Below are 25,510 nucleotides of genomic sequence, written 5' to 3' on the forward strand. Positions count from 1 at the left end.
ATTTATTTTTTGACAAAGATACATTATAAAGAAAAACCTCATTAGTAAAATTCTAACAAGGCTCTTCCAACAATAAATATATCTTTCTTAGTTAGTCAACGATTGACTCTCCGTAGTAAAACTTCAATACTTTTGTTTTAAATACAAAATCGTATTTAGCTCTAATCATTGCTCCTTCTGCATTTACTAATCGATTACGTACTTGATCAAAATCGAATTGAGTCATTGATCCGTAATCATAACTTACCTGAGCATTTTTAAACGCTTCTTTTTGAGCTTCTAATGATACCTGCGCTGCTTCATAAGTTTTAGCTGCTGCTTTTGCATCTAAAAAAGCACTTTCTATTTCTTGTTGTAGTTGTAGTTTTTGATTTTCAAGAGCAAGTTGAGAAACTTCTTTATTTATAACAGATTTTTTTACTCTGTTTTTTGTTTGAAAACGATTAAAGATTGGGATATTAAGTGACAAGCCTAAATTATATCTAATTCTATCTTTTGTTTGTTTAAAAAAGTAGGCATTAGTTTGACTTGGGAATAGGTTATTAAACTGATGAAAGTAAGAACTACTTGCTCCTATTGAATAAGACAAGTTGGGTAAGTAAGCTCCTTTTTCTAACTTAATATTTAAGTCGGCATTACTTACATCTAACTTAGCTCTTTCTATATCTGGCCAAGCAGATAAAGCTTTTTCATATACTACGTTAGAATTTTCATATAGCAATGCTGCCGAAGGAGTTCCCACTTCAATATCTGCTACATCAAAGTCTTCTGATGAAATCTGTAATAATTGACTTAACCTTAGTAAAGCTATGCTCAAAGTATTTTCTTGTAACACTACACTTTGAAAATCATTCGCAGCTGTTGACTCAACATTTAATAAATCTCCTTTTGGAATTACTCCTCCTTCAAACTGAGCTCTTGCTCTTTCTATTTGTTTTTTACTAATCTCTGCTTGAACTGTTGCAACCGATAAGTTTTCTTTTGCAAACAACACATTTAAGTATTCATTTACTACATTTAAAGAAATATCATTTTCTATTTTAGCCAAGTCCAGCTCACTTCCTTTTACATTTAATTGTGCCTGCTTTTTTTGATTTAAGTTTCTAAATCCATTAAAAATAGTTCCTCTAGTTGATAGTCCAAATGAAGAATTGAAATTCTGAGTATTCTTTAAAACCCCAGTTTGGTCTGGTGATAAACCAGAACTAAAACCAGCGCTAGATGAAGCGTTTAAATCAGGCAAAAAGTTTCCTTTAGATATTTCAACATCTTTTTCAGCCAATTGAACGTTTAAGCGATTTTGCTTAACTGTTATATTATTTTTTAAGGCGTAATCTACACACTCTTTAAGTGTCCATTGTTTTTGTGAAAAAACAGCTATAGAAGTAAAAATAGCTGCAAATAATGCAATTTTAGTTTTCAAAAGATCAATATTTTTTATTTAAACTCAGTTAGTTTATATTTTTAAAAGTAGAAATATATTGCTTTTCTGTTAATTATAGAAAAACTAGCAAACAATTTTACACTCTAACGTATAAAAACGATAAATTATTTTTACTGCGTCTATATGACGATTAAAACTGAGAAATGTTACAAAAAATATTCCTGATTTAAGAATACTAGTTTTTTGCTTTCTTTTTATGACGATAAATAAAGTAAAATAATAGCCCTACTAATATATACGGAAACACCATTAAATACGTAATTCCATTATTTACTCCTTCAGCAATAGTTTCATTACCACCTTCAATCACTGCCTTACACATTGCACATTGTGCAGAAGCATCAATCGAAAATGCAACAAACATTAAAAATATAATCTTTTTAAACATAATAAGGTGATATCATTAAATAAACAACTACTCCAGTAACCGCTACATATAACCATAACGGAAATGTAATTTTAGCAATTTTTCTATGCTCAGGAAAATTACCTAAACGAGCTCTCATAAATGTAATTAGCACAAACGGTATAATTACTATTGATAACAATATATGAGTTATTAAAATGAAAAAATACACGTACTTAATCATTCCCTCTCCTCCAAACTTAGTAGAATCCGAAGTCATATGATATGCTACATACATTACTAAGAATAATGCTGAGCAAATTATAGCCGTCGTATTTAGCTGCTCATGCAGCTTTCTTTTTCCCTTTTTAATAGCTACTACCGACGCCACCAGCAATACTGCTGTAAAACCATTTATACTCGCATAAATAGGTGGTAAAAAAGACAACGGTTCTACATTAGGTATTTTTACACCAAATAAAGCGGCCACTGCAATAGGAATTACAATAGAAACTATGGTAATAAGTTTTTTATATTTTTTCTCTTCTGCTGTACTCATTTTACTCTTTAAGTAATAACTTAATATCCTCTTTTAATTCACTGATTTGATTTCCAAAATTATGCTCATCTAAAGCACGGTAGTACATAACTGGATTCCCGTGTTCATCATAACGTGAACGAATATATCCATCTTTATCTACTAATGCAAATAACCCAGAATGTTCAAATCCTCCATGGCTTGCTTCTCCTTTTCCAGCATACAGCTTGAAACCTTCATTTGATAAATCATATACAACGTCCTCTGGTTTGCCTGTTAACAAATGCCAGTTTTTATGATTTATTCCATTATTCTTAGCGTATTCTTTTAATTGGTGTGGGGTATCAATTTCTGGAGTGATTGAAAATGATGCTATACCGAAGTTAGGATTCCCCATAAATTCATTTTGAATTTCCACCATTTGCGCATTCATTAAAGGGCAGATTGTTGGACAAGTAGCAAAGAAAAACTCAACCACATATACTTTACCTTCATAATCCTTATTAGTGATTGGTTTACCTTCTTGATTGATAAACTCAAAATCTGGTACTTTATTAAACTTATGCAAATTAGCTGTTTGGAAGTGTGCTACAATTTTTGGAACTGCATAAATACCAAAAAGTAATACTATCAATGAAATACCTATGTATGAATAATTTTGTTTTTTCATGTGAGTCCTTCTTAAATTTCTCTATCTGCGTTATTCTTTTTTAATGCTAAACGATATTCTGCTAACACCACTTTAACGTCGTCTTTCATTTTATTATTAAGTTCTGCTACAGATTTCATATTGTAACCAAACAACTTACCTCCTGCACTATCCTCATCATCTGTTCTTCCTCTTAAACCTCCATCTTTATCAATTATAAAAGCTTTTGATGAATGTAATTCTCCATCTAGTGATTGATTTGTTTTAAAACTATCATACAATACCTCTATTTCTGCATCATTAGCAAAAATAAAGTTCCATTTTATCATATTTGTGAAAGCTCCTATTTCTTTTTGAAGTTTTTCTACATCTTCTTTAGATTTTTCTGAAACAATAACAATTAACTGAAAGTCTTTAAAACCATAAAATGGTTTGTATATTTTTTCATTAAGGTTAAATAATTCTCCTTTAGCTTCATCTATATTACTTCCTAAAAAGGTAACTATTGATATTCTTTTATCAAATTGATGCTTTTTACTAATTGAAGAAATATCAATTACATTTTCTGTAAGTACAGGTAACTTAGCAAAGTTATTAATTCCTAATGATAAAAATATATAAAACAATAACGGCACAATAAATAGTGCAAACAATACTATGCTTCTTTTTGTTTTATCCATCTTACTATAAATTTAAGTATAAAAAAAGGTGGTTAACACCACCTTTTATTTTGTTTTATATGATTACCATTTTACTAATGGTGCTAGTGTATCGTATAAGTAACCACCTTCTATTAATACTAACGTTACTAAATAACATATTAAGAAAACAGCTGTCCAAACAATTGCTCTTCTAAGCCATGGTTTTTCACCTTCTAAGTGCATAAAAGCCCAAGCAATATAATATGCTTTTACAATTGTTAAGATAATAAATATCCAATTTAACCAACTAGTACCCCATCCGTGTAAGTGTAATCCTGCTGGTTTTACAATACCTAAAGCTACCTCTACTGTTGTTACTATTGTTAAGATTGCTAAAACAATCCAAATTCTTTTTGTATTTGATTCGTGTGCGTGACCCATTTTACTATTGTTTTTTGATTATACTAAGTAGAAGAAGGTAAATACAAATACCCAAACTAAATCTACAAAGTGCCAATATAAACCTACTTTTTCAACCATCTCATAATGCCCTCTACGTTCATACGTACCCAACACTACATTAAAAAAGATAATGATGTTAAGAACTATACCTGAAAATACGTGAAAACCATGGAAACCTGTAATAAAGAAAAAGAAATTGGCAAAAATTGGGTTACCATACTCGTTTACTTGTAAGTTGGCTCCTTCTACTACCATTTGAGCTTTTCCTAGATGAGCTAAACTCTCTTCTCTAGATAAGATTATTTTTTGTTTGGTTTCAAGATTAACTTTTTCAATTCTAATTAATAAAGATGGATCTGCTTTAAAAGCTTCCTGCACCTGAGCTACTGAATACTGAGAAATTGTTGCTTCTTTTTCAAACCACAATCCATTTTCTCTTTGATGTTGAACTCTTTCGTCTTTTCTATCGTTATGAACAAAATCTGCTAAAGCAATTTGATGACCGTCTTTTACAAATTGTAAAATATGATTATCAGTAGTTTTAACTGCTCCGTATGAACCATTAATAAAATTTTTCCATTCCCAAGCTTGTGACCCAACGAAAATAATACCAAAAACGATAGTAGCAAACATATACCAAGCTACTTTTTTCTTTTGCATTTTATGACCTGCATCTACCGCTAACACCATAGTTACCGACGATACAATTAAAATAAACGTCATTAATGCTACGTAGTACATTGGTGCGTGTACACCATGTAATCCTGGAAAGTGTGTAAATACCTCATCAGCAATGGGCCAAGAGTCGATAAACTTAAAACGTGTTAAACCATACGCTGCTAAAAAGCCCGAAAAAGTTAATGCATCTGATACGATGAAAAACCACATCATCATTTTACCATAACTAGCACCAAATGGTTTCACACCACCTCCGCCCCAGGTCTCTTTGTTGTCAGAATTTACAGCAATATTTGCTCCCATAAATCTCTTATTGTTAATTTTTGTTAAATCAGTGCGCCAAAATTACGCATTTTTCATCATCTAATAAAATAGAAAAAGAAAAATAGATAAATCCATAGTACATCAACGAAATGCCAAAAGATTGCACCGAGTTCAAACCCAAGCATATCGGTTGAAGAATACTTCTTTTTAAAATGATTATAAATAACAACTAAAAGCACTATTACACCTGCTAACAGGTGTAAAATATGCATAAATGTTATTCCTATAATAAACGATGTAGACACCGTACTCTCAGGTCCTGTGAAATAAAGCCCTACAGCCTTTAATTCATTAAACCCTACATATTGATACCATACAAAACCTAAACCAAGTACTAACGTAACTAACAACAAAGTAAATGAAGCTTGTATGTTATCTTTTTTTAATAGTTTTTGAGAAAAAAACAACGTAATACTACTTAATACTATTAGTACAGTACTAATATAAAACGCTTGTGGTAAATCGAACGTTACCCAATCTTCACGATTCATACTAACAACATAAGCACTTGTTAATCCTGCAAAAAACATCACCATACTAATCATGGAAATCCACAACATTGGTTTTGCTGATTTACGCTTGGCTACTTTTAATTCTTCTTGTAACGTTTGTTCACTCATTAGTGTAAAAATTTATCTACCACATATATAATGGGTACTATTGTAATGTAAAAAACACTTGCTAGCATTAACTTTCTTGCATCGGTGTTTTTTTCTGTTTTATATAATTGAACTGCATAATAAAGCATTAGTAACCCTAATAACAAAATAACTACCGCTGTTAATGGGTATATATAGAAGTTACCTGTTACTTTTAATACAGGTGCAATCGACATTAAAATCATAATACATGTATAAAAGATAATCTGAACAACTGCCCCTTTATCTTTCTTATCCATAGGAAGCATATGCAACCCTGCCTTATTATATTCTTCAAATTGTAACCAACCAATTGCCCAAAAATGTGGAAACTGCCAAAAAAACTGAATCATAAATAAAAATCCAGCTTCAATACCAAACTTACCTGTTGCAGCTACCCACCCTAACATAAAAGGGATAGCTCCTGGAATCGCTCCTACAAAAACAGCCAAAGGTGTTATAGCTTTTAACGGCGTGTATGCACTCGTATATAAGAATATAGAAATAGCTCCAAACAAAGCACATTTTGGATTGATAGCATATAAAATAGCAATACCAGCAATTGTAAATAACGTTGCTATAATCAAAGCTGTCGTTGTTGACATTCTTCCTGAAGGTAACGGACGGTTTTTGGTACGTTGCATTACTGCATCGATATCCTTTTCTATTACTTGATTAAACGCATTTGATGCTCCAACCATTAAATACCCTCCTAAAGCTAATAAAATAATTGTAGTATAGTTAATCGATTCTGCTCCTAATAAATATCCTGTAATAGAAGTAAAAACCACACTAATTGACAACCCAACTTTCGTTAACTGTTTAAAGTCCTTAACTATTGATTTTATGGAAGTTTTAGTATGTACAGTTGAAACAGAATCCACTTTTAATTTTAAAAATTTCTGCAAAGATATTCCATTCTTATTGAACCACCATATATTTTTATTGGAATTAAAATTGAAAAAAAACAAAAACTATTTTGTAATTAAAAAAATGATATTATATTTGCACCCGCATTCGCAGTAATGCACGTTCATTAAAATAATTTTTGACTACGCGAAAGTAGCTCAGGGGTAGAGCATCACCTTGCCAAGGTGAGGGTCGCGGGTTCAAATCCCGTCTTTCGCTCAATCCTTTTTAAAAGAGAATATGCTGAAGTGGTGGAATTGGTAGACACGTTGGACTTAAAATCCAATGAGCCGTAATGCTCGTGCGGGTTCAAGTCCCGCCTTCAGTACCAAGAAACCTCACTTGTATGAGTGAGGTTTCATTTTAAAAGTAGTCATTAACAAAGCACATACGCTGAAGTGGTGGAATTGGTAGACACGTTGGACTTAAAATCCAATGGGCCGTAATGCCCGTGCGGGTTCAAGTCCCGCCTTCAGTACAAAAGCCTTAACATTTATTTGTTAAGGCTTTTTTTGTATCTAAACTTTTAGAAATATTCTTTGTAATGTTCCCTCAAAACCTACGTCTAAACTTCAAAATAGAAAATCATGCAAAAGATATTTTTACTATTAAGTTTAGCTTTTTTCTTAAATTCTACTGCTCAAACCAACACTTTTGATGAGTTACTAAAAAAACATGTAAACACAAAAGGAAGCGTTAACTATAAAGGGTTTAAACAAGACGAAGCTAAACTTCAAGCTTATTTAAATGAGTTAGCAAACTTAAAACCTCAAAAATCTTGGTCAGCTGCAAAAGCTAAAGCTTTTTGGGCTAATGCATATAATGCGTACACCATTCAACTGATTTTAAACAATTACCCTCTTAAAAGTATTATGAATATTAAAAAGAAAGGTAAAGACGCATGGAGTATTCCTTTTGCTAAAGTTGACGGTAAAACCTATACCTTAAATCAAATTGAACATGAAATTTTACGTAAAAAATATAGCGACCCAAAAATTCATGTCGCTGTAAACTGCGCATCAGGCTCTTGTCCTCAATTACCAAATTATGCGTTCACAGAAAAAAATTATGAATCAAAAACTACTCTTTTAATGAAAAAGTTTATCAATGATTCTTCAAGAAATAAAATTTCAGAAAACAAAGTTCAACTATCTAAAATATTCGAATGGTTTCAAGGAGATTTTACAAAAGAAGGACACTTAATCAATTTTCTGAATCAATATTCAGATGTAAAAATCAATCAAAAAGCTAAAATTAGTTATTTAAAATACGATTGGTCCTTAAATGGTAGATAATATCGCTACCCTTTTGTAAAATAGCAGTGAAAACAATTTGGTACTTTTACTTTTTATTAGAAACAAAATAACATGTCAAAAACATACTACGACCCTGCCGACTTACGTAAGTTTGGTAAAATAACAGAATGGAGTGAAGAACTTGGAAACAAGTTTTTTGATTATTACGGAAAAGTCTTTGAAGAAGGAGCTCTAACCGCACGTGAAAAAAGCTTAATCGCTTTAGCTGTTGCACATACAGAACAATGCCCTTATTGTATTGATGCTTATACTAAAGACGGATTACAACGAGGTATTACTAAAGAGGAAATGATGGAAGCCATTCATGTAGGAGCTGCCATTAAAAGTGGAGCAACTTTAGTACACGGGGTTCAAATGATGAATAAAGTCAATAAATTAGAAATGTAAGCAGAGAACATATTTTGATTGAAAGTACACTAGGAACTAGTCAAATGATATTAAATACTAAAAATGATGAGAAGCTGACCTTATTTCAGCTTAATAGAAAGGATAATGAAAAAATCTTTAAAATCTAGAAACAACGATTTAGCAAACACGCAACGACAGCTTGAAATTTTATCAAACGGAATTTTTGCTGATGGTAAACTTCCTACGTTTGCAAAAAAACTTAAAGAAATCAATCAATTTCCATTACGTCCTAAGAAATTAGAAATTCTTCAAATTAATTTAGGGTACATGTGTAATCAAGTTTGCGCACATTGCCATGTAGATGCGGGTCCTGACCGAAAAGAAATCATGACTACAGAAACCATGGAGCAATGTCTAGACGTGATTAGAAAAACTGGAGCACATACCTTAGATTTAACAGGTGGCGCACCTGAAATGAATCCGAACTTTCGATGGTTTGTAGAAGAAGCTTCAAAAGCAGGAATTAAAGATTTTATTGTGCGCTCTAACTTAACTATTATTAGAGCAAATAAGAAGTATTACGATTTACCCGAATTCTTTAAAAAGCACAATGTACATGTAGTTTCTTCTATGCCACATTGGACTCGTGGAAAAACCGACAAGCAACGTGGTGATGGAGTTTTCGATAAATCTATTGAAGCTTTAAAAATGCTAAATGCTGTGGGATATGGAATTAAAGAAACTGGTTTACAACTAGATTTAGTCTATAACCCATCAGGAGCTTTTTTACCAGGAGATCAGGTAGCCTTAGAAAATGACTTTAAAAAAGCCTTAGATGAAGATTTTGGAATCTCATTCAATAATTTATTTGCAATTACCAATTTACCTATCAGTAGATTTTTAGATTACCTAATTGCTTCTGAAAATTATGAAGACTATATGTATTCATTAGTAGAAGCCTACAACCCAATCGCAGTAGAAAATGTAATGTGCACCAATACCTTATCAATAAGCTGGAATGGATATTTATATGATTGCGATTTCAATCAAATGCTAAACCTGAAAGTAGCAAGTAAATCACAACACATTTCTGAATATAACGAAGCATTGTTACAAAACAGGAATATTATTATCAATCAACACTGTTATGGTTGTACTGCTGGCGCAGGAAGTAGCTGTCAAGGTACAGTAGCATAGTTCAATGAATTAATGTAGTAATGTCACATCGAGTGGTTTTTCTCGACATTTTGGAAGAAAAATTGTATCGAGATGTAATCACTTTAATTTTCTATAGACTTCATCAAACACCATTGAATATCTTTAAACATGAAAAATCTCATCTTTCTCATATTTTTAATGTCCCTAAATTCTTTTTCTCAAAAGAACTTACAACAGTTATTGAAAAAACACAACACCGAAAGTGTTCCGTATATTTCTATTAGTGAACTACAAAAAGAAATGCCTTTCGACTCCGCTCAAGGTAACGGCATAATTATACTAGACGCTAGAGAACCCAAAGAATTTGAGGTCAGTCATATCAAGAATGCTATGTGTGTTGGTTATGATTTTTTCAACTTAGAAAACACCTTAAAAAAACTCCCAAAAAACAAAAACACCAAAATTGTGGTGTATTGTTCTTTAGGAATTCGTTCAGAAGACATTGCCGAAAAGCTACAAAAAGAAAATTACACTAATGTTTTTAATCTTTATGGTGGTATTTTTGAATGGAAAAATAAAGGAAACACAATCGTCAATCCACAAAACAATCCTACAGAAAAAGTCCATGCTTTCAATAAAGAATGGAGTAAATGGTTACATAAAGGAGAAAAAAATATATGAATAATCAAAATGAAGTGTCATTTCGAGGGCAGTCGAGAAATCTTCTTCTAATATTTACTAGAAACCCAGAATTAGGTAAAGTAAAAACACGTTTAGCTAAAACAATTGGAGACGAAGCTGCGTTAGATATTTATAAATTCTTATTAGAACACACAAAACAAGTCACCCAAAATTTATCTTGTGACAAAGCTGTATACTACTCGGTAAAAGTTCGTGAAAATGATATTTGGGACGCTACCCTATATCAAAAGCACCTGCAAGATGGAAACGATTTAGGTATACGAATGCACAACGCTTTTCAACAAGCATTTTCTTCAGGATATGAAAAAGTCGTAATTATTGGTAGTGATTTACCTGATTTAACTTCCGAACACATCAATCAAGCTTTTGAAAAATTGAATTCTAATGATGTAGTTATGGGGCCTGCAGAAGATGGTGGTTATTACCTATTTGGCATGAAAAAACTCCATGCTAATATTTTTCAATATAAAGACTGGGGAACCTCAACTGTTAGAAAAGACACCTTAAACGATTTACAAAACGAATCAGTACATTTGTTAGAAACCTTAAATGATGTAGATGTTTTTGACGACATCAAAAACAACCCAGTATTCAATCAATTTTTAAACTAACCGTCATTACGAGGTGTTCATTGAGCGAAGTCGAAATGATTGACGATGTAATTTGTTTATTTTAAATCATAAAACAAAGACTATTCCATTAACACTTGGACTGACAAACACAATATAAAATGCTAAAAAAACAACAACTACAAGAAACACAAGAATTTCTTCAACACAAAGGAATTACCAACCCAGAAATAGGAATTGTTTTAGGAACAGGATTAGGAAAATTAGTAGATGAAATAACCATTGAACATGAAGTACCGTATACTGATATTCCACACTTTCCCAAAGCAACTGTAGAATTTCATTCCGGAAAACTTATTTACGGAACCTTATCGGGTAAAAAAGTTATAGTTATGTCGGGTCGTTTTCATATGTATGAAGGATATAATTTATGGGAAGTGACCTACGGTATTAGAACCATGCATTCATTAGGTATTAGAACTTTGTTAGTTTCTAATGCTGCAGGCGCTATCAACCTTTCTTATAAAAAAGGGGATTTGATGTTGCTTGAAGATCACTTGAATTTACAAGGAGGTTCCCCCCTAGCCTTTAAAGGAGCAAACGAGTTTGGGAATATTTTTGCCGATATGTTAGAACCATATTCAAAAAAATTGAACACTCAACTGAAAGCTATTGCTAAAGCTAACGACATAGACCTGAAAGAAGGTGTATATGCAAGTGTTGTAGGTCCGCAATTGGAAACTAGAGCTGAATACAGAATGTTACAAATTTTAGAAGTAGATGCAGTAGGAATGAGCACTGTTCCTGAAGTTATCGTAGCAAAACAACTCAACATTCCATGTGCAGCCGTTTCGGTATTAACTGATGAGTGTGACCCAAAAAACTTACAACCTGTAGATATTACTGAAATCATTGCAGTTGCTGGAAAAGCAGAACCAAAAATGATTACGCTTTTTAAAGAATTGATAAAAATAGTTTAGCAGTAAACAGTCCTCAGTATGCACTAAAATAGCATACTGTTAACTGAATACTGAATACTGAATACTGAATACTGAATACTGAATACTGAATACTGAAAATATGAGTTACTTAGAAACCACCAAAGATGTATATAAAGAAGCAGCCTTAACCCCTGATGTTGGTTTATGCTGTACAACAAACCCAATTTGGGAGTTACCAGGGTTAAAAATCCCGAAAATCATGCAAGAAATGAACTACGGATGTGGTTCTACCGTGCATGCTCGCGATTTAACCAACAATCCTAAAATATTATACGTAGGTGTGGGTGGCGGAATGGAATTGCTACAATTCTCTTATTTCTCTCGTCAGAAAAACGGAGTGATAGGAATTGATGTGGTAGATGAAATGCTGGAAGCTTCTCAAAAGAATTTTTTGGAAGCAGAAGCTCAAAACCCTTGGTTTAAAAGTGAGTTTGTCGATTTACGCAAAGGTGATGCGTTACATTTGCCTGTAGAAGATAATTCGATTGATGTGGCTGCTCAAAACTGTTTATTCAACATTTTTAAAGCTGAAGAACTAAAAAAAGCCATTGCTGAAATGTACCGTATATTGAAGCCTCACGGACGTTTGGTAATGAGCGATCCTACCTGTGAGCAACCGATGAATGAAACCTTACGCAACGATGAACGTTTGCGTGCCTTATGTTTAAGTGGTAGTTTACCGATTACAGAATACGTAAAAATGCTGACGGATGCTGGTTTTGGAACTATTGAAATTAGAGCGCGTAAACCATACAGAATTTTAGATCCTAAGAATTATCCTACGGATGAATTGATTTATATCGAATCGATTGAAGTAGCAGCGATTAAAGATCCAATGCCTGCTGATGGTCCATGTGTATTTACAGGTAAAGCTGCCATTTATTTTGGAGATGAAGACTATTTTGATGATGGCGCAGGACACACCTTATTAAAAAACCAACCGTTGGCTATTTGCGATAAAACAGCAGCCGCTTTAAAAGCGTTGGGAAGAGACGATATATTTTTCTCAGAATCTACCTATCATTACGATGGTGGTGGGTGTTGTTAATAACAAACGTTATTCCGAGGAAGAATAACAAAACAATCTTTAAAATCGTCATTCCGAACAAAGTGAAGGAATCTTTTTGAGTGTTTACTCAATGATTTTTAGATTACTTCAAAATTAAAATTTTTCGTGATGACGATTTTTTCTTCATACTCCCTAGTAAATTTAGTTTGATTTTTAACCTTTAAAACAATAACTTCGCTATCGGACGATATCAATCATTGTGTACAAGCAAAAAATGTCAAGAAATATAATTACGATATTAATACTGATTTTTACTATTCATTGTTCATCTCAAACTTTTAATTGGGATAAGGAAAGAAAACTGAAATGGGATGACTTTAAAGGACCAGTAAAAAATTGGGATGTAGCAGCCGTGAGTTATTGTGGTATTTCCGTTAAAACCTTAAAAACAAAATTTTGGAATGGTAAATCAAAATATTTGGCTTATGCAGAGTTTGATTGTGACTCATCTTTTTACAAACCTAAAAGAATTAATAAAAATGTCTTATCTCATGAGCAACTTCATTTTGACATTTCCGAGTTATATGCTCGAAAAATAAACCAAGTATTTGCTAAAAAGGGGTTTATTCAAGGAGAAGAAGCAAGTAAAATATATGATAGTATTAATTTGATATATTCAAAAAGACAATCTATGTATGAAAAAGAAACTGAATTTGGGACAATAATTGACAAACAAGAAATTTGGAATCAAAGAATTTTCCAAGAATTAAAAGAACTCGAAAATTTCACAAATTAACCTATACACAACAAGAGAGTATAGTTTATTGTGGTTTAAATACTTTTTTGGAAAAAGCAATTGCTTAACAAAAGTTTCTGTTTTATTTATAAACTAGAACCAAAATACAACAACAAACCATACCCCAACCGATAGCTAAACATTAGTTTTACTTCACAAAAGTTTAACGAACCTCATTTTTTAACCTTCACAATTTTACCAACTAGTTTTCGTTATTTTGTACAATGAAAACATTGAAAGAAATACAACTTCAACTTAGAGAAAATAAGAAATTAACTCTTTTGTTAAAATATGCTACAGGATTCATCCTGTTTGGAATTCTTTTAGTAGTACTATTATTCTCCTTAGTGTATTTTGAGGTGTTTGGTAAATTACCCAACAAAAAAGAGTTAACATCTGTTATTAATGAAGAAGCTTCTTTAATCTATTCATCAGACGAGGTAATTATAGGTAAAATATTTGCTGAGAACAGAACTAATGTTCAACTAGAGCAAATTCCTAATCATTTAAAAGAAGCTTTAATAGCTACAGAAGATAAACGATTCTATTCACACAACGGATACGATGGTCAAAGTTATGCCCGCGTTTTCTTTAGAAGTATTTTACTACAAGATGCCTCAGGTGGTGGCGGAAGTACTATTACACAACAGTTAATTAAAAACCTCTACGGAAGGCAATATCATGGTTTTTTAAGCATGCCTATCAATAAAATAAAGGAGCTTATCATCGCTAGTAGAATGGAAAACCTATATAGCAAAGATGAAATATTGTTGTTGTATTTAAATTCAGTTCCTTTTGGAGAAAATAATTTTGGCGTAGAATCAGCCTCCAACCGATTTTTTAATAAATCTGTTAACGAATTAAACATTGAAGAATCAGCTGTATTAGTGGGGATGTTAAAAGCCAATACCTATTACAATCCGAGGTTGAACCCAGAAAACGCAAAAAAACGCCGTAATACAGTTCTTCAATTAATGAATAACGAAACGTATTTAAGTAATGAAACTACCGATAGCTTACAAAAACTACCTATTACACTCAACTATCATAACCTTGATATAAATACAACAGCCGGTTATTTTACCTATCAGGTAAAGAAAAAAGCTGCTGAGCTCATAAAAAAGAGCAATGAAGCTTCTAGCAGCAACTATAACTTAGAAACCGACGGATTAAAAATTCATACAACACTGAATTACGATATTCAAAAGATTGCAGAAAAATCTGCTAAGGAGCAGCTCATCGTCAAACAACAACAATTAGATAAAGAACTAGCTTCAAACAGACTAAAAAATAGATGGTTAAAAAAGCAACAATTCACAGAAAAAGATAAACAAAAGAGAACTATTCAACTATTTGATTGGGACAGTACAAGAACCATTACTGGTAATAAAATTGATAGCCTTTGGTATTATAATAAAATGTTAAATGCTTCTGTTTTGGTTACAAACCCGAAAAACGGAGCAGTAATCAGTTGGGTTGGCGGCAATAACTTTAACACACTTCCTTTTGATATGGTGTTATCGCACCGTCAAATAGCCTCAGCTTTTAAACCATTTTTGTATGCTACAGCGTTGGAAAATGGAATTTCTCCGTGTGATTATTTTGAAAACGAAGAAAAAACCTATCCTGAATACGATAATTGGGAACCGAAAAATGCCGACCATAGCACTACTCCTGATAAAAAAGTTGCCATGTGGTATGCATTGATTAAATCCATGAATATTCCTACTGTCAACCTTTATTTTAAACTAGAAAAAGAATGGCTAATCGATACTTGTGAAAAATTATTGTTCCCAGAAATTACCGACGACGCTCCTTCTATTGCTTTAGGAACGTTAGATTTATCCCTATTTGAAGCTACAAGAGCTTACGGTTCATTTGCTAATAATGGTGAAATGAACGACTTGTATATGATTAGCAAGATTACCGATAAAGAAGGGAATATTATTTATGAAAGTAAAGAGCAAAAGGCAGAAAGAGTATTTAAAAAAGAAAGTACACAAACGTTAACGACTATTTTACAACAAGCTGTTGAACAAGGAACAGGAGCTAAAATAAGAAACACCTACAAAATCAAAAGTCCGTTAGCTAGTAAAACAGGTACCGCACAAAACTACACCAATGCTTGGTTTATGGCATACACACCAAATATTGTTCTCGGAACTTGGGTTGGAACCTCTAAAAACGACATACATTTTACTAGCGGAAATGGTTCTGGTTCTTCTTTAGCACTGCCTATTGTAGCCAACATTCTAAAAGAAATAGAAAATAATCCTGAATTAAGAAATAAATATTTAACCTCTTTTGATATTCCTGATGAAATTTCTTCTTTAATCGATTGTCCTCCCTACAGAGAAAAAGGAATTAAAGGTTTTTTCAATAGGCTATTTGGGAAGAAAGAAAAGGAGTAATTTAATGTAAGAAATGCTGTCAGTTCAAGTATCGACCAAAGGAAGATGTATCAAGAACAAACTAATGACGTCTCGATACAATTCCGATACAATATCGGAATCACTCGACATGACATTTTAACTATCTAACTCAAATTTAAATTATGCAAACAAGGTTGCAAAAGCCTCTTCAATCTTACTTACTAAAATCAGCTTTATAGAATGATTTTTACTGGTAATCTTATTGTATTTTGAAGTCACAAATGTTTTATACCCTAGTTTTTCCGCTTCGGTAATTCGTTGATCTATTTTAGAAACTGGACGAATTTCTCCTGCTAAACCAACTTCAGCTGCAAAACACACATCTGGATTGATGGCTAAATCTTGGTTTGATGATAAAATCGCTGCTACTACCGCTAAATCTATCGCAGGATCGTCTACATGAATTCCTCCCGTTACATTTAAAAACACATCTTTAGCTCCTAATTTGAACCCCGCACGTTTTTCTAACACTGCCAAAATCATGTGCAAGCGCTTCAGGTTGTAACCCGTTGTAGTTCGTTGTGGCGTTCCGTAAACAGCTGTAGAAACCAAGGCTTGAATTTCGATCATCAACGGTCGAATTCCTTCTAAAGTTGACGCAATAGCAGTTCCACTTAAATCGGCATCTTTTTTAGAGATTAAAATTTCTGAAGGATTGGATACTTCTCTCAATCCATCTGATAACATTTCGTAGATTCCTAATTCAGCCGTAGAACCAAAACGGTTTTTTTGCGAGCGTAAAATTCGATAAGTATGATTTCGGTCTCCTTCAAATTGCAACACCACATCTACCATGTGTTCTAAAATCTTTGGCCCCGCAATATGCCCTTCTTTATTAATATGCCCTATTAACAACACTGGAGTTGCTGTTTCTTTCGCAAATTTGATGAGTTCTGCGGATGTTTCTCGTATTTGTGATATACTTCCTGGTGAAGCTTCAATAGAATTGGTATGCAGAGTTTGGATAGAATCGATTACCAACACATCGGGCTGAACTTCTTCTATATCTTTAAATATCTGTTGGGTATTGGTTTCGGTAAGAATTAAACAGTTAGGATTTTTCCCTTCTACACGCTCAGCACGCATTTTAATCTGCGACTGACTTTCTTCCCCAGAAACATACAACACTTTTTGCGGAATTTGTAAAGCAATTTGCAACAACAAGGTTGATTTACCAATTCCTGGTTCTCCACCTAATAACACTACCGCTCCTTTCACCAATCCGCCACCCAAAACAGTGTCTAACTCTTGATTTTTAGTTCCAAAACGTTCTTCTGGATTGAGTTGAATATCTTCAACTCGCAAAGGTTTTGCTACTCTTTTTTGCTTATTTTCAGGCGATTTCCAACTTCTTTTTTCTTCTTTTTGAATTACTTCTTCAACAATAGTATTCCATTGTTTACACGAGCCACATTGTCCTACCCATTGTGCATGTTGCGCTCCACAGTTTTGACAGAAAAAAGTTGTTTTGGTTTTAGCCATTTTTTGAGTTTGAAAATTTCAAAGTTACAAGTTTCAAAGTTAAAAATACTTTGAATTTTTCTTTTTACTTAGTATGTACAGCGTTAGCAATTACAGTAATTGTTTGAGCTCTTTTTGTTCTTAAAACAAAAAAAGCGAGACCTAAAAGGAAACGCCCTATTACTTTTTATTTCTATTATAAATAGGTAACAGTAAAAATGCCAATCCACCAAACACAATAATCATAGCTGTTTGAGCAGTCCACATAATCCATCCAAAAGCGGTTGCAGGTTCTTCTGCAATTCCAAATAGTGCTAAAGCTCCAGCTACTGCAATTGGATACAAACCGACACCTCCATTAGTTGCTGCAATACTAAATCCTCCAGCTATAAACCCAATTAAAACACCTCCTAATGGAACGTGTAATCCATTAATTGCTGGAATCGTTGCCCAAAACATCAGTACATACATTACCCAAATAAATACCGTATGAAAAATGAACGCCCATTTATGTTGCATTTTCAAAATACTAGTAACACCTTCGATTAACCCGACTACAAAATTTTTGATTTTTAGTCCGATCCCTGATTGTGCTCTCTTTACAAAACGTGTGAAAATTACAAATATCAACACTAAACCTCCTAAAAGAATCCCAATTTTTATCGGATCAAAATTTTTAATCAGTAATTCATAAATAAAGTCAAATTGCACAAAAAGTGTGATTACTATAATGCTAAGCATCATAATTAAATCTGCCATTCGTTCGGCAACAATAGTACCAAAACCTTTTTCAAACGGAATGTTTTCATAGTTAGTCATCACTGCTGCTCGAGATACCTCCCCTGCTCTTGGTACTGCATAATTTACTAAATATGCTACTAAAACTGCCATAGTACTATTACCAAAATCTGGTTTATAGCCCATTGGCTCCAATAAAAACTTCCAACGATAAGCACGAGATAGATGACTTAAAATTCCAAAGAACAGCCCTAGAGCTATCCATCCGTAATTAGCATCTTTAAAATATTGGACTAAGGTTTCAATTGAAATTTTTGACAATGAATACCAAACTAAAAAACCTCCCAAGATGAGAGGTAATAGTATTTTTGTGATTTTTTTGACTGATAAACTCAAACTATTCTAGCAAGTTGTTTTCTTCGTTAGGAAATACTAATTGTGGTTTAAACTTTTTAGCCTCTTCTAATTCCATAAAAGCATACACAATTAAAATAAGTACATCTCCTTTTTGAACTCTACGCGCTGCAGCTCCATTTAATGTGATTTCCCCACTTTTTCTTGGACCTGGAATTGCATACGTTTCTAAACGTTCTCCGTTATTGTTATTCACAATTTGAACACGTTCTCCTTCAATAATCCCAGCAGCATCCATTAAATCTTCGTCAATGGTAATGCTTCCTATATAATTTAAATCCGCATTAGTTACCTTAACACGGTGTATTTTAGATTTTACTACTTGTACTAACATGCTGCAAAAATAGTTGTTTTTTAATGAATACTAAGTTGTTTTTAGATGATTTTAACATTACTACAAACCTTACACTTAACACTAAAAAGCAATTAATTATTCTTTAAACGAATATTATCTATTAAGCGAATGTCTCCAGCAAAAACAGCAATAAAAGCACGATGTTTTTTATTTCCTTTAACCTCTGTTACTGTTTGTAGTGTTTTTTCTTCTGCAATGGTAAAATACTCCAACTCCAATAATGGATGTTTTTTGAACTGTTTTTCAACCCATTTAGTTAACTCCTCTGGATTTTTTACACCAAATTTCTTTTTTGCTTTTTTTAACGTTTTATAAATAAAAGGAGCTGCTTCTCTATACTTTTTGCTTAAGCGAGTATTTCGAGAACTCATTGCCAATCCATCTTCCTCTCTAAAAATAGGTCTTCCTTTAATTTTTACTGGGAGTTTGTATTTCTCAACTAACTTCTTAATGATTTGCAATTGCTGAAAGTCCTTTTTTCCAAAATAAGCGGTATCTGGCTCAATAATTTCAAAAAAAGCTTTTACAATTGTTCCAACTCCATCAAAATGACCATCTCTGAACTTTCCTTCCATTTGGTGTTCTAACCCATCAAAATTGAAGTTTTCAGAAGCTACCTTTTCAGCATAAATTTCTTCTACTGTAGGAAAAAATAACACGTCACAATTAACAGACTCTAACAACGCTACATCACTCTCGTATGTCTTGGGATATTTATCTAAATCTTCTTTATTATCAAACTGTGTAGGGTTTACAAAAATGCTAACTACAGCAATATCATTCTTTTTTTTCGCCCTTTTAATAAGCGATAAATGCCCTTGGTGTAGAGCTCCCATAGTTGGGACAAATCCGATAGATTTTTTATCCATTTTTAGAGCGGATAAAAACTCTTTTATTTCGGATTTTCTTGTGAAAATTTTCATTGTTATTTTATTGAAATGCATGCAAAATTAGCAATTTAACACGATTTTTGCATTAAATTTCGTATTTTTGCACATTCAATAAAAGAGACCGATTTAATGAAGGATAAGAGAGTTTTATATGTTTCATCAGAGGTAACACCATATTTACCAGAAACAGAATTATCGTCTACCGCATTTAACGTTGCTAAAAATGCACATTCTAAAGGAATTCAAACCCGTATATTCATGCCTCGATTTGGGGTAATTAATGAGCGAAGGCATCAATTACATGAAGTTATTCGCCTATCAGGTATGAACTTAATTATTAATGACATGGATATGCCTTTAATAATTAAAGTTGCTTCTATACCTAAAGAAAGGATGCAAGTATATTTTATTGATAATGACGAATACTTTAAACGTAAAGCTGTGTATTCTGACGAAGATGACAAACTATTCGATGATAACGATGAGCGTATGATTTTCTTCGCCAAAGGTGTTATTGAAACTGTTAAAAAGTTAAACTGGGCTCCAGACATTATTCATGTTCACGGATGGATGGCTTCATTACTCCCATTATATTTAAGAGAATTTTATAAAGAAGAACCATTGTTTGCTGAAAGCAAGATTGTAACTTCGCTTTACAATAGCGATATTGAAGATTTGAATAAGGAGTTAGCTAACAAAGTTCGCTTTGATAAGATTGAAGACTCTAAAGTAACTACAATTGAAACACCAAGTCATATTAATATTTTAAAAAGCGCTATTGAAAATTCAGATGCTATTATAAAAGGTAGCGAGGTTTTGCCTGAAGAAATTGAAACTTTCATTGAGCAAAGCAATGTAAAAGTATTAGACTTTCAATCAGAGGAAACTTTAACTGAAGCATATTTAGAATTTTATAAAGGAAACGTTTTAGAATTAAGCGAATAATGATTAGAAAAATTGGTGTACTTAGTATTAGCTTGCTATGTTTAGCAGCTATTACATCGTGTGAAAAAGACTTTAGTGACGTTGGAACAAACGTTGTTAACAACGACAAGTTCGAAACAGGAGAAATCTTATTAGATGTTGAAATAACCCCAAAAAATATTGAGAGTGTACAAGCTGACAATATTAACGCTACTATTAGTGATTATTGGTTAGGAGTATATAACAATCCTAATGCAGAAAAAATTGAGGCTTCTATAATTTCTCAACTTGGATACATTTCAAACTTAAACAATAAAGATACAGATACCACTGTATTTAACCTTGATAAGGTTATCTTAAAAATTCCTTACCAAGCTACTTCTACGGGTACTACAGATGGAGTGACAAGCTTTAAATTAGATTCAATTTTAGGAAATCCTGATGTCGCTACCTCTATTCAAGTACTGGAAAATGAGACTTATTTAAACACATTAAACCCAAGTGATCCATCTAAAAGAAACACTTTCTTTTCTGATGATGAATACTTAGGAAGTAATGTATTAAGCGAAGGTGGCATTTATGAATTAAAACCTAAAGCTACAGATACTACATTTATCTTTGATAGAGTTGACAGGTCTTCTTCATTAACAGGCACAACTACATATAAAGATACTATTAGAGCTATAAACTCTCAGAAACTTAAAGTTCCATTTTTAGCAATTCCTTTGGATATGGCAAAAATGAAAGCTTTATTTTGGGATAAGTTCCATAGTGGAGAATTTGCATCTAAAGAAGCTTTTGACAATTATTTTAGAGGAATTAAAATAGTCGCTACAGGAAGTGATGGATCACTAGTTCCTTTAAATTTAGCTTCTTCACCTACTTCATCTGTAGATTTTCACTATACTATATCTGAAGTAGATGGTACTACAGTAAAAGATACTCTTCAAAAAAAGTACTCTTTTCCTCTAGCTGGTGTAAGGAATAGTCGTTATAAAATGACTCCGGCTACAAATTCAGCTCCCGCTAACAACTTTGTTATTCAAGGAACAGCTGGAAGCATTGCAGAGGTTAAAATTTTAGATGAGACAAAAGTTCAAGAGTTAAAAAGCAACAATTGGTTAATTAATGATGCTTCTCTTACTTTTTATATAAATCAGACGGTTAATAATGATGCTGATATCATTCCTCAACAGTTATTTTTATATCAAAATAAAGAAAATGAAACAGGAGGTATTTCACCAACTCAGTTAACTGATGCTTATGTTGACCCTACTTCATTTGGGGGAATTTTAAAGAAGACTGACGATGATAACCCTGAAAAATATACATTTAGAATTACTGATTACATTTCTAAGCTATCATCAGGAGAAGAAAATACAACTACTGATCCTTTAGTTTTAAAAGTCTATAATCCTACAGATTCTCCTGTAAACAATAATGTTTTAACAACTTCTGTTAAATCTTATAACTGGAACCCCAGAGCAGTAACATTACTTAACGGAAATGAAGCCGCTAATGGAACTAAAAGAGCTGTTTTAAAAATATCATATTCAAAAGAAAAGTAAGGTATTATGTGCGGAATTACTGGATATATTGGACATAGAGAAGCTTATCCAATTGTAATTAATGGATTGAAGCGTTTAGAATATAGAGGTTATGATAGTGCTGGAATCATGATGTATGATGGTGAAACAATGCACTTATCAAAAACCAAAGGAAAGGTTTCTGACTTAGAAACAATTACAAACAAAGAAGAAAAAAGAAAAAATGGTAAAATAGGTATTGGACATACTCGTTGGGCAACCCATGGCGTTCCTAATGACGTAAATTCCCATCCTCATTTTTCTCAATCTGGGAACCTTGTAATTGTTCATAATGGAATTATAGAAAATTATGACACCATTAAGAAGGAATTAACCTCTAGAGGTTATGAATTTAAAAGCGATACAGATACTGAGGTTTTAGTAAACCTTATTGAAGAAATAAAAAAAAGTGAAGGTTGTAAATTAGGAAAAGCTGTTCAATTAGCCTTAACTAATGTAATCGGCGCTTACGCAATTGCTGTTTTTGACAAAACAAAACCTAACGAAATAGTTGTTGCTAGATTAGGAAGTCCTATTGCTATTGGTGTTGGAAAAAACAACGAAGAGTTTTTTGTTGCTTCTGATGCCTCTCCTTTTATTGAATATACAAAAAATGCAATTTACCTTGAAGATGGTGAATTAGCTATTATAAAAAAGGACAAAGGAATTAAAGTTCGTAAAATAGATAACGACAAAGAAATTGATGCGAACATTCAGAAACTACAGTTAAGCCTTGAACAGATAGAGAAAGGTGGTTACGATCACTTTATGTTAAAGGAAATATACGAACAACCTAAAGCTATTATAGATACTTATAGAGGTAGAATGCTAGCCAACGAAGGGATTATAAAGATGGCAGGTGTTGATGATAATATGTCTAAATTCTTAAATGCAGACAGAATTATTGTTGTAGCTTGTGGCACTTCTTGGCATGCAGGTTTGGTTGGAGAATATCTTTTTGAAGATATGGCTCGTATTCCTGTTGAAGTTGAATACGCCTCTGAATTTAGATATCGCAACCCTATTATTACTCCAAAAGATGTAGTGATTGCCATTTCTCAGTCTGGAGAAACAGCTGATACTTTAGCAGCTATTAAACTTGCTAAATCTAAAGGAGCTTTTGTATTTGGTATATGTAACGTAGTAGGGTCTTCTATTGCAAGAGAAACTCATGCTGGTGCATATACGCATGCAGGTCCAGAAATTGGAGTAGCATCAACCAAAGCATTTACAACACAAATAACTGTACTTTCTCTAATTGCTTTGAAATTAGCACAAGCTAAAGGAACCTTATCTACATCGGCAGTGAATACTTATTTACAAACGATGCAGCAAATTCCTAATCAGGTTGAAAAGCTATTACAAATTGATGATCAGGTTAAGGAAATAGCAAGTGTTTACAAAGACGCTAAAAACTGTTTATATTTAGGTAGAGGGTTTAATTTTCCTGTCGCTTTAGAAGGAGCTTTAAAACTAAAAGAAATCTCTTACATTCATGCTGAAGGGTATCCTGCTGCAGAAATGAAGCATGGGCCTATTGCCTTGATTGATGAAAATATGCCTGTTTTTGTTATTGCAACAAGCAGAGGTCATTATGAGAAGGTAGTAAGTAACATTCAAGAGATTAAATCTCGTAGTGGAAAAATAGTAGCAATCGTAACAGAAGGTGATGAAACAGTAAAGGAAATAGCTGACCATGTTATTGAAATTCCAGATACAGAAGAAGCTTTTTCTCCTTTATTAACAACAATACCATTTCAATTACTATCATACCACATAGCAGTAATGTTAGATAAAAATGTTGATCAACCAAGAAACTTAGCAAAGTCAGTTACTGTAGAGTAACAATTGATTGTATTCAAAATACAAATCCTGAGAGTTTTCTCAGGATTTTTTTATGTCTCTTTTTCAAAAGTTACATATATAGGGAAATGATCTGAAAAACCACCTTTATAAAAAGGTCCTATAAAAGTTCTAAATGGACTTCCTTTATACTTTCCTTTGTATATTTTTAGCCAATCTTTATTATAAATTTTCGCATTTAAAAAACTATGTTTGCTCTCATTCACATTAAAAAAAGCTTTTGAAAACATAATTTGATCAAACAAGTGCCATTTTTTATAATGAGTTGTTGTTCCTATCCCTCTTTCATATAACGGCTTCATAGGATTGTACAAATCATCTGATATTAAATACTCTTTAATGCTTTTATTAGTTGGATCATCATTAAAATCTCCCATAACAATAAATTTAGGAGCACTTTCTTCCTCTTTAATCTTATCCATAACACTTCGAGTTAATTGAGCGGCTTTTATTCTATTCTTTTCACTTTCAGTCTCCCCTTCTCTACGTGAAGGCCAATGGTTAACTAAAACGTGTACTAATTCATCATTAAACATACCTTTAACCACTAATAAATCGCGAGTATAATCTACTTCTCCTCTATTATCTGTTAACAAAAGTGGATGTGTTTCGGAAGATATTACCTCAAAAAAGTCTTTATTATACATCAAAGCAACATCAATACCTCTTTCATCTGGTGAATCGTAATGAACGTAATCATAATTAAATTTTGACAGATTTTTATGCTTCACTAAATCGTTTACGACCATAGCATTTTCAACCTCAACCAATCCAATAATAACTGGTGGATATGCAGATTGATTATTACCTAATTGACTAATAACAGATGTTATTTTTCTCAATTTATGATGATACTTTTTCTTACCCCATTTTAATTTACCGTTTGGTGTAAAATCATTATCATAAGTATTGGGATTGTCAACAGTGTCAAATAAATTTTCAACATTATAAAAAGCAACTGTGAACCTATTTCTTCTCCTATTTGATGTCATTTAAAAATTGTTTGCGTACCGAAAATACAAAAATGAAAGAAGCTAATAACATAAAGCTAACCTTAATAATTAACGAATTACATAAAAACTAAAAACAAGTTTATTGATATTAATAAAAATTATTGAATTATTTAAAGCTCATCAAAAAAGAAAGGTGAAAAAGAGAAATATTATCAATATTAACAAGGTGTAAAAGAATATAAAACTAAAACTTAATTTACTTTAAAACAATGCTTTATTAATCAATAAAAACCATTTAAAAAACTCATTTACAATATTTTTACATCGTTAAATTTTAACAAAAAACTTAAAACAAACCCTAAATCT

27 protein-coding genes and 3 tRNA genes are annotated in these 25,510 nt (G+C 32.4%); 15 read left to right on the top strand and 15 right to left on the bottom strand.

Annotated elements, in window-relative coordinates:
- Positions 1 to 91 precede the first annotated feature (91 nt).
- The 9 genes from Q4517_RS02255 to cyoE all read right to left on the bottom strand — a co-directional run bounded on the left by Q4517_RS02255 (position 92) and on the right by cyoE (position 6,604).
- Positions 92 to 1,423: a TolC family protein gene (locus tag Q4517_RS02255; RefSeq protein WP_303505766.1), complete on the bottom strand. Its 1,332-nt coding sequence runs from the start codon at positions 1,421 to 1,423 to the stop codon at positions 92 to 94.
- Between the two features lie 196 nt (positions 1,424 to 1,619).
- Positions 1,620 to 1,808, bottom strand: a complete 189-nt coding sequence (locus tag Q4517_RS02260; RefSeq protein WP_303505767.1) for a hypothetical protein — start codon at positions 1,806 to 1,808, stop codon at positions 1,620 to 1,622.
- Positions 1,809 to 1,824: 16 nt separating this feature from the next.
- The gene (locus Q4517_RS02265) at positions 1,825 to 2,349 is read right to left on the bottom strand and encodes a DUF420 domain-containing protein (protein WP_303505768.1); all 525 of its coding nucleotides are present in this window, start codon (positions 2,347 to 2,349) and stop codon (positions 1,825 to 1,827) included.
- Between the two features lies 1 nt (position 2,350).
- On the bottom strand, positions 2,351 to 2,998 hold the full coding sequence (locus tag Q4517_RS02270) for an SCO family protein (protein ID WP_303505769.1): 648 nt from the start codon (positions 2,996 to 2,998) through the stop codon (positions 2,351 to 2,353).
- Positions 2,999 to 3,009: 11 nt separating this feature from the next.
- Positions 3,010 to 3,657: a hypothetical protein gene (locus Q4517_RS02275; protein ID WP_303505770.1), complete on the bottom strand. Its 648-nt coding sequence runs from the start codon at positions 3,655 to 3,657 to the stop codon at positions 3,010 to 3,012.
- A 63-nt stretch (positions 3,658 to 3,720) separates the two neighbouring features.
- A complete protein-coding gene (locus Q4517_RS02280; RefSeq protein ID WP_115899439.1) occupies positions 3,721 to 4,059 on the bottom strand; it encodes a cytochrome C oxidase subunit IV family protein in 339 nt (112 codons plus the stop codon).
- Positions 4,060 to 4,077: 18 nt separating this feature from the next.
- Positions 4,078 to 5,061: a cytochrome c oxidase subunit 3 gene (locus tag Q4517_RS02285; protein WP_303505773.1), complete on the bottom strand. Its 984-nt coding sequence runs from the start codon at positions 5,059 to 5,061 to the stop codon at positions 4,078 to 4,080.
- 56 nt (positions 5,062 to 5,117) lie between these two features.
- A complete protein-coding gene (locus Q4517_RS02290) occupies positions 5,118 to 5,702 on the bottom strand; it encodes a cytochrome c oxidase subunit 3 (RefSeq protein ID WP_115899441.1) in 585 nt (194 codons plus the stop codon).
- Complete coding sequence (cyoE, locus tag Q4517_RS02295) at positions 5,702 to 6,604, bottom strand: heme o synthase (protein WP_303506046.1); 903 nt, start codon at positions 6,602 to 6,604, stop codon at positions 5,702 to 5,704. Before cyoE ends, Q4517_RS02290 begins: the two co-directional genes overlap by 1 nt.
- Before the next feature lie 172 nt (positions 6,605 to 6,776).
- On the opposite strand from cyoE, the gene Q4517_RS02300 reads away from it, so the two are divergent.
- From Q4517_RS02300 to arsM, 10 genes are all read left to right on the top strand, one after another.
- Positions 6,777 to 6,848: transfer RNA gene (locus Q4517_RS02300), tRNA-Gly, on the top strand.
- A 23-nt stretch (positions 6,849 to 6,871) separates the two neighbouring features.
- A tRNA-Leu gene (locus tag Q4517_RS02305) sits at positions 6,872 to 6,960 on the top strand.
- A 61-nt stretch (positions 6,961 to 7,021) separates the two neighbouring features.
- Positions 7,022 to 7,107, top strand: a tRNA-Leu gene (locus Q4517_RS02310).
- A gap of 109 nt (positions 7,108 to 7,216) precedes the next feature.
- The gene (locus tag Q4517_RS02315; protein ID WP_303505776.1) at positions 7,217 to 7,924 is read left to right on the top strand and encodes a DUF547 domain-containing protein; all 708 of its coding nucleotides are present in this window, start codon (positions 7,217 to 7,219) and stop codon (positions 7,922 to 7,924) included.
- A 72-nt stretch (positions 7,925 to 7,996) separates the two neighbouring features.
- A complete protein-coding gene (locus tag Q4517_RS02320; protein ID WP_086029663.1) occupies positions 7,997 to 8,332 on the top strand; it encodes an arsenosugar biosynthesis-associated peroxidase-like protein in 336 nt (111 codons plus the stop codon).
- Between the two features lie 102 nt (positions 8,333 to 8,434).
- Positions 8,435 to 9,490: an arsenosugar biosynthesis radical SAM (seleno)protein ArsS gene (gene arsS, locus Q4517_RS02325; protein WP_303506048.1), complete on the top strand. Its 1,056-nt coding sequence runs from the start codon at positions 8,435 to 8,437 to the stop codon at positions 9,488 to 9,490.
- Between the two features lie 201 nt (positions 9,491 to 9,691).
- On the top strand, positions 9,692 to 10,132 hold the full coding sequence (locus Q4517_RS02330) for a rhodanese-like domain-containing protein (RefSeq protein ID WP_408034045.1): 441 nt from the start codon (positions 9,692 to 9,694) through the stop codon (positions 10,130 to 10,132).
- A complete protein-coding gene (locus tag Q4517_RS02335; RefSeq protein WP_303505784.1) occupies positions 10,129 to 10,764 on the top strand; it encodes a TIGR04282 family arsenosugar biosynthesis glycosyltransferase in 636 nt (211 codons plus the stop codon). The genes Q4517_RS02330 and Q4517_RS02335 overlap by 4 nt, the downstream gene beginning before the upstream one ends.
- A gap of 119 nt (positions 10,765 to 10,883) precedes the next feature.
- Positions 10,884 to 11,702, top strand: a complete 819-nt coding sequence (locus Q4517_RS02340) for a purine-nucleoside phosphorylase (RefSeq protein WP_303505786.1) — start codon at positions 10,884 to 10,886, stop codon at positions 11,700 to 11,702.
- Positions 11,703 to 11,802: 100 nt separating this feature from the next.
- Positions 11,803 to 12,771 (top strand): arsenosugar biosynthesis arsenite methyltransferase ArsM, encoded by a 969-nt coding sequence (arsM, locus tag Q4517_RS02345; protein WP_303505788.1) that lies wholly within the window; start codon positions 11,803 to 11,805, stop codon positions 12,769 to 12,771.
- Here the strand turns inward: arsM and Q4517_RS15475 are convergent.
- Positions 12,737 to 12,823, bottom strand: a complete 87-nt coding sequence (locus Q4517_RS15475; RefSeq protein ID WP_408034046.1) for an SVM family protein — start codon at positions 12,821 to 12,823, stop codon at positions 12,737 to 12,739. The two genes, arsM and Q4517_RS15475, sit on opposite strands and share 35 nt — an antisense overlap.
- A 183-nt stretch (positions 12,824 to 13,006) precedes the next feature.
- On the opposite strand from Q4517_RS15475, the gene Q4517_RS02350 reads away from it, so the two are divergent.
- Together Q4517_RS02350 and Q4517_RS02355 are read left to right on the top strand one after the other, a co-directional pair.
- The gene (locus tag Q4517_RS02350) at positions 13,007 to 13,528 is read left to right on the top strand and encodes a hypothetical protein (RefSeq protein ID WP_303505791.1); all 522 of its coding nucleotides are present in this window, start codon (positions 13,007 to 13,009) and stop codon (positions 13,526 to 13,528) included.
- 224 nt (positions 13,529 to 13,752) lie between these two features.
- The gene (locus Q4517_RS02355) at positions 13,753 to 15,939 is read left to right on the top strand and encodes a transglycosylase domain-containing protein (protein ID WP_303505793.1); all 2,187 of its coding nucleotides are present in this window, start codon (positions 13,753 to 13,755) and stop codon (positions 15,937 to 15,939) included.
- A 141-nt stretch (positions 15,940 to 16,080) separates the two neighbouring features.
- Here the strand turns inward: Q4517_RS02355 and radA are convergent, their stop codons facing one another.
- From radA to panC, 4 genes are all read right to left on the bottom strand, one after another.
- The gene (radA, locus tag Q4517_RS02360; RefSeq protein ID WP_303505795.1) at positions 16,081 to 17,442 is read right to left on the bottom strand and encodes a DNA repair protein RadA; all 1,362 of its coding nucleotides are present in this window, start codon (positions 17,440 to 17,442) and stop codon (positions 16,081 to 16,083) included.
- Between the two features lie 159 nt (positions 17,443 to 17,601).
- Positions 17,602 to 18,555, bottom strand: a complete 954-nt coding sequence (locus Q4517_RS02365) for a lysylphosphatidylglycerol synthase transmembrane domain-containing protein (RefSeq protein WP_303505797.1) — start codon at positions 18,553 to 18,555, stop codon at positions 17,602 to 17,604.
- Position 18,556: 1 nt separating this feature from the next.
- A complete protein-coding gene (gene panD, locus Q4517_RS02370; protein ID WP_028891458.1) occupies positions 18,557 to 18,907 on the bottom strand; it encodes an aspartate 1-decarboxylase in 351 nt (116 codons plus the stop codon).
- A 92-nt stretch (positions 18,908 to 18,999) separates the two neighbouring features.
- Complete coding sequence (gene panC / locus Q4517_RS02375) at positions 19,000 to 19,851, bottom strand: pantoate--beta-alanine ligase (protein ID WP_303505809.1); 852 nt, start codon at positions 19,849 to 19,851, stop codon at positions 19,000 to 19,002.
- 96 nt (positions 19,852 to 19,947) lie between these two features.
- On the opposite strand from panC, the gene Q4517_RS02380 reads away from it, so the two are divergent.
- From Q4517_RS02380 to glmS, 3 genes are read left to right on the top strand one after another with little or no spacing between them, the layout of a single operon-like run.
- The gene (locus Q4517_RS02380) at positions 19,948 to 20,763 is read left to right on the top strand and encodes a glycogen/starch synthase (RefSeq protein WP_115899455.1); all 816 of its coding nucleotides are present in this window, start codon (positions 19,948 to 19,950) and stop codon (positions 20,761 to 20,763) included.
- Complete coding sequence (locus Q4517_RS02385) at positions 20,763 to 22,310, top strand: DUF4270 family protein (RefSeq protein ID WP_303505812.1); 1,548 nt, start codon at positions 20,763 to 20,765, stop codon at positions 22,308 to 22,310. The genes Q4517_RS02380 and Q4517_RS02385 overlap by 1 nt, the downstream gene beginning before the upstream one ends.
- Before the next feature lie 6 nt (positions 22,311 to 22,316).
- Positions 22,317 to 24,173: a glutamine--fructose-6-phosphate transaminase (isomerizing) gene (gene glmS / locus Q4517_RS02390; RefSeq protein WP_303505814.1), complete on the top strand. Its 1,857-nt coding sequence runs from the start codon at positions 22,317 to 22,319 to the stop codon at positions 24,171 to 24,173.
- A 50-nt stretch (positions 24,174 to 24,223) separates the two neighbouring features.
- Here glmS and Q4517_RS02395 read toward each other — a convergent pair whose 3' ends face one another.
- Positions 24,224 to 25,183, bottom strand: a complete 960-nt coding sequence (locus tag Q4517_RS02395; RefSeq protein ID WP_303505816.1) for an endonuclease/exonuclease/phosphatase family protein — start codon at positions 25,181 to 25,183, stop codon at positions 24,224 to 24,226.
- Positions 25,184 to 25,510 lie beyond the last annotated feature (327 nt).

Origin of the sequence: Tenacibaculum sp. 1_MG-2023 (assembly GCF_030547425.1) — a bacterium.
GTDB lineage: Bacteria > Bacteroidota > Bacteroidia > Flavobacteriales > Flavobacteriaceae > Polaribacter.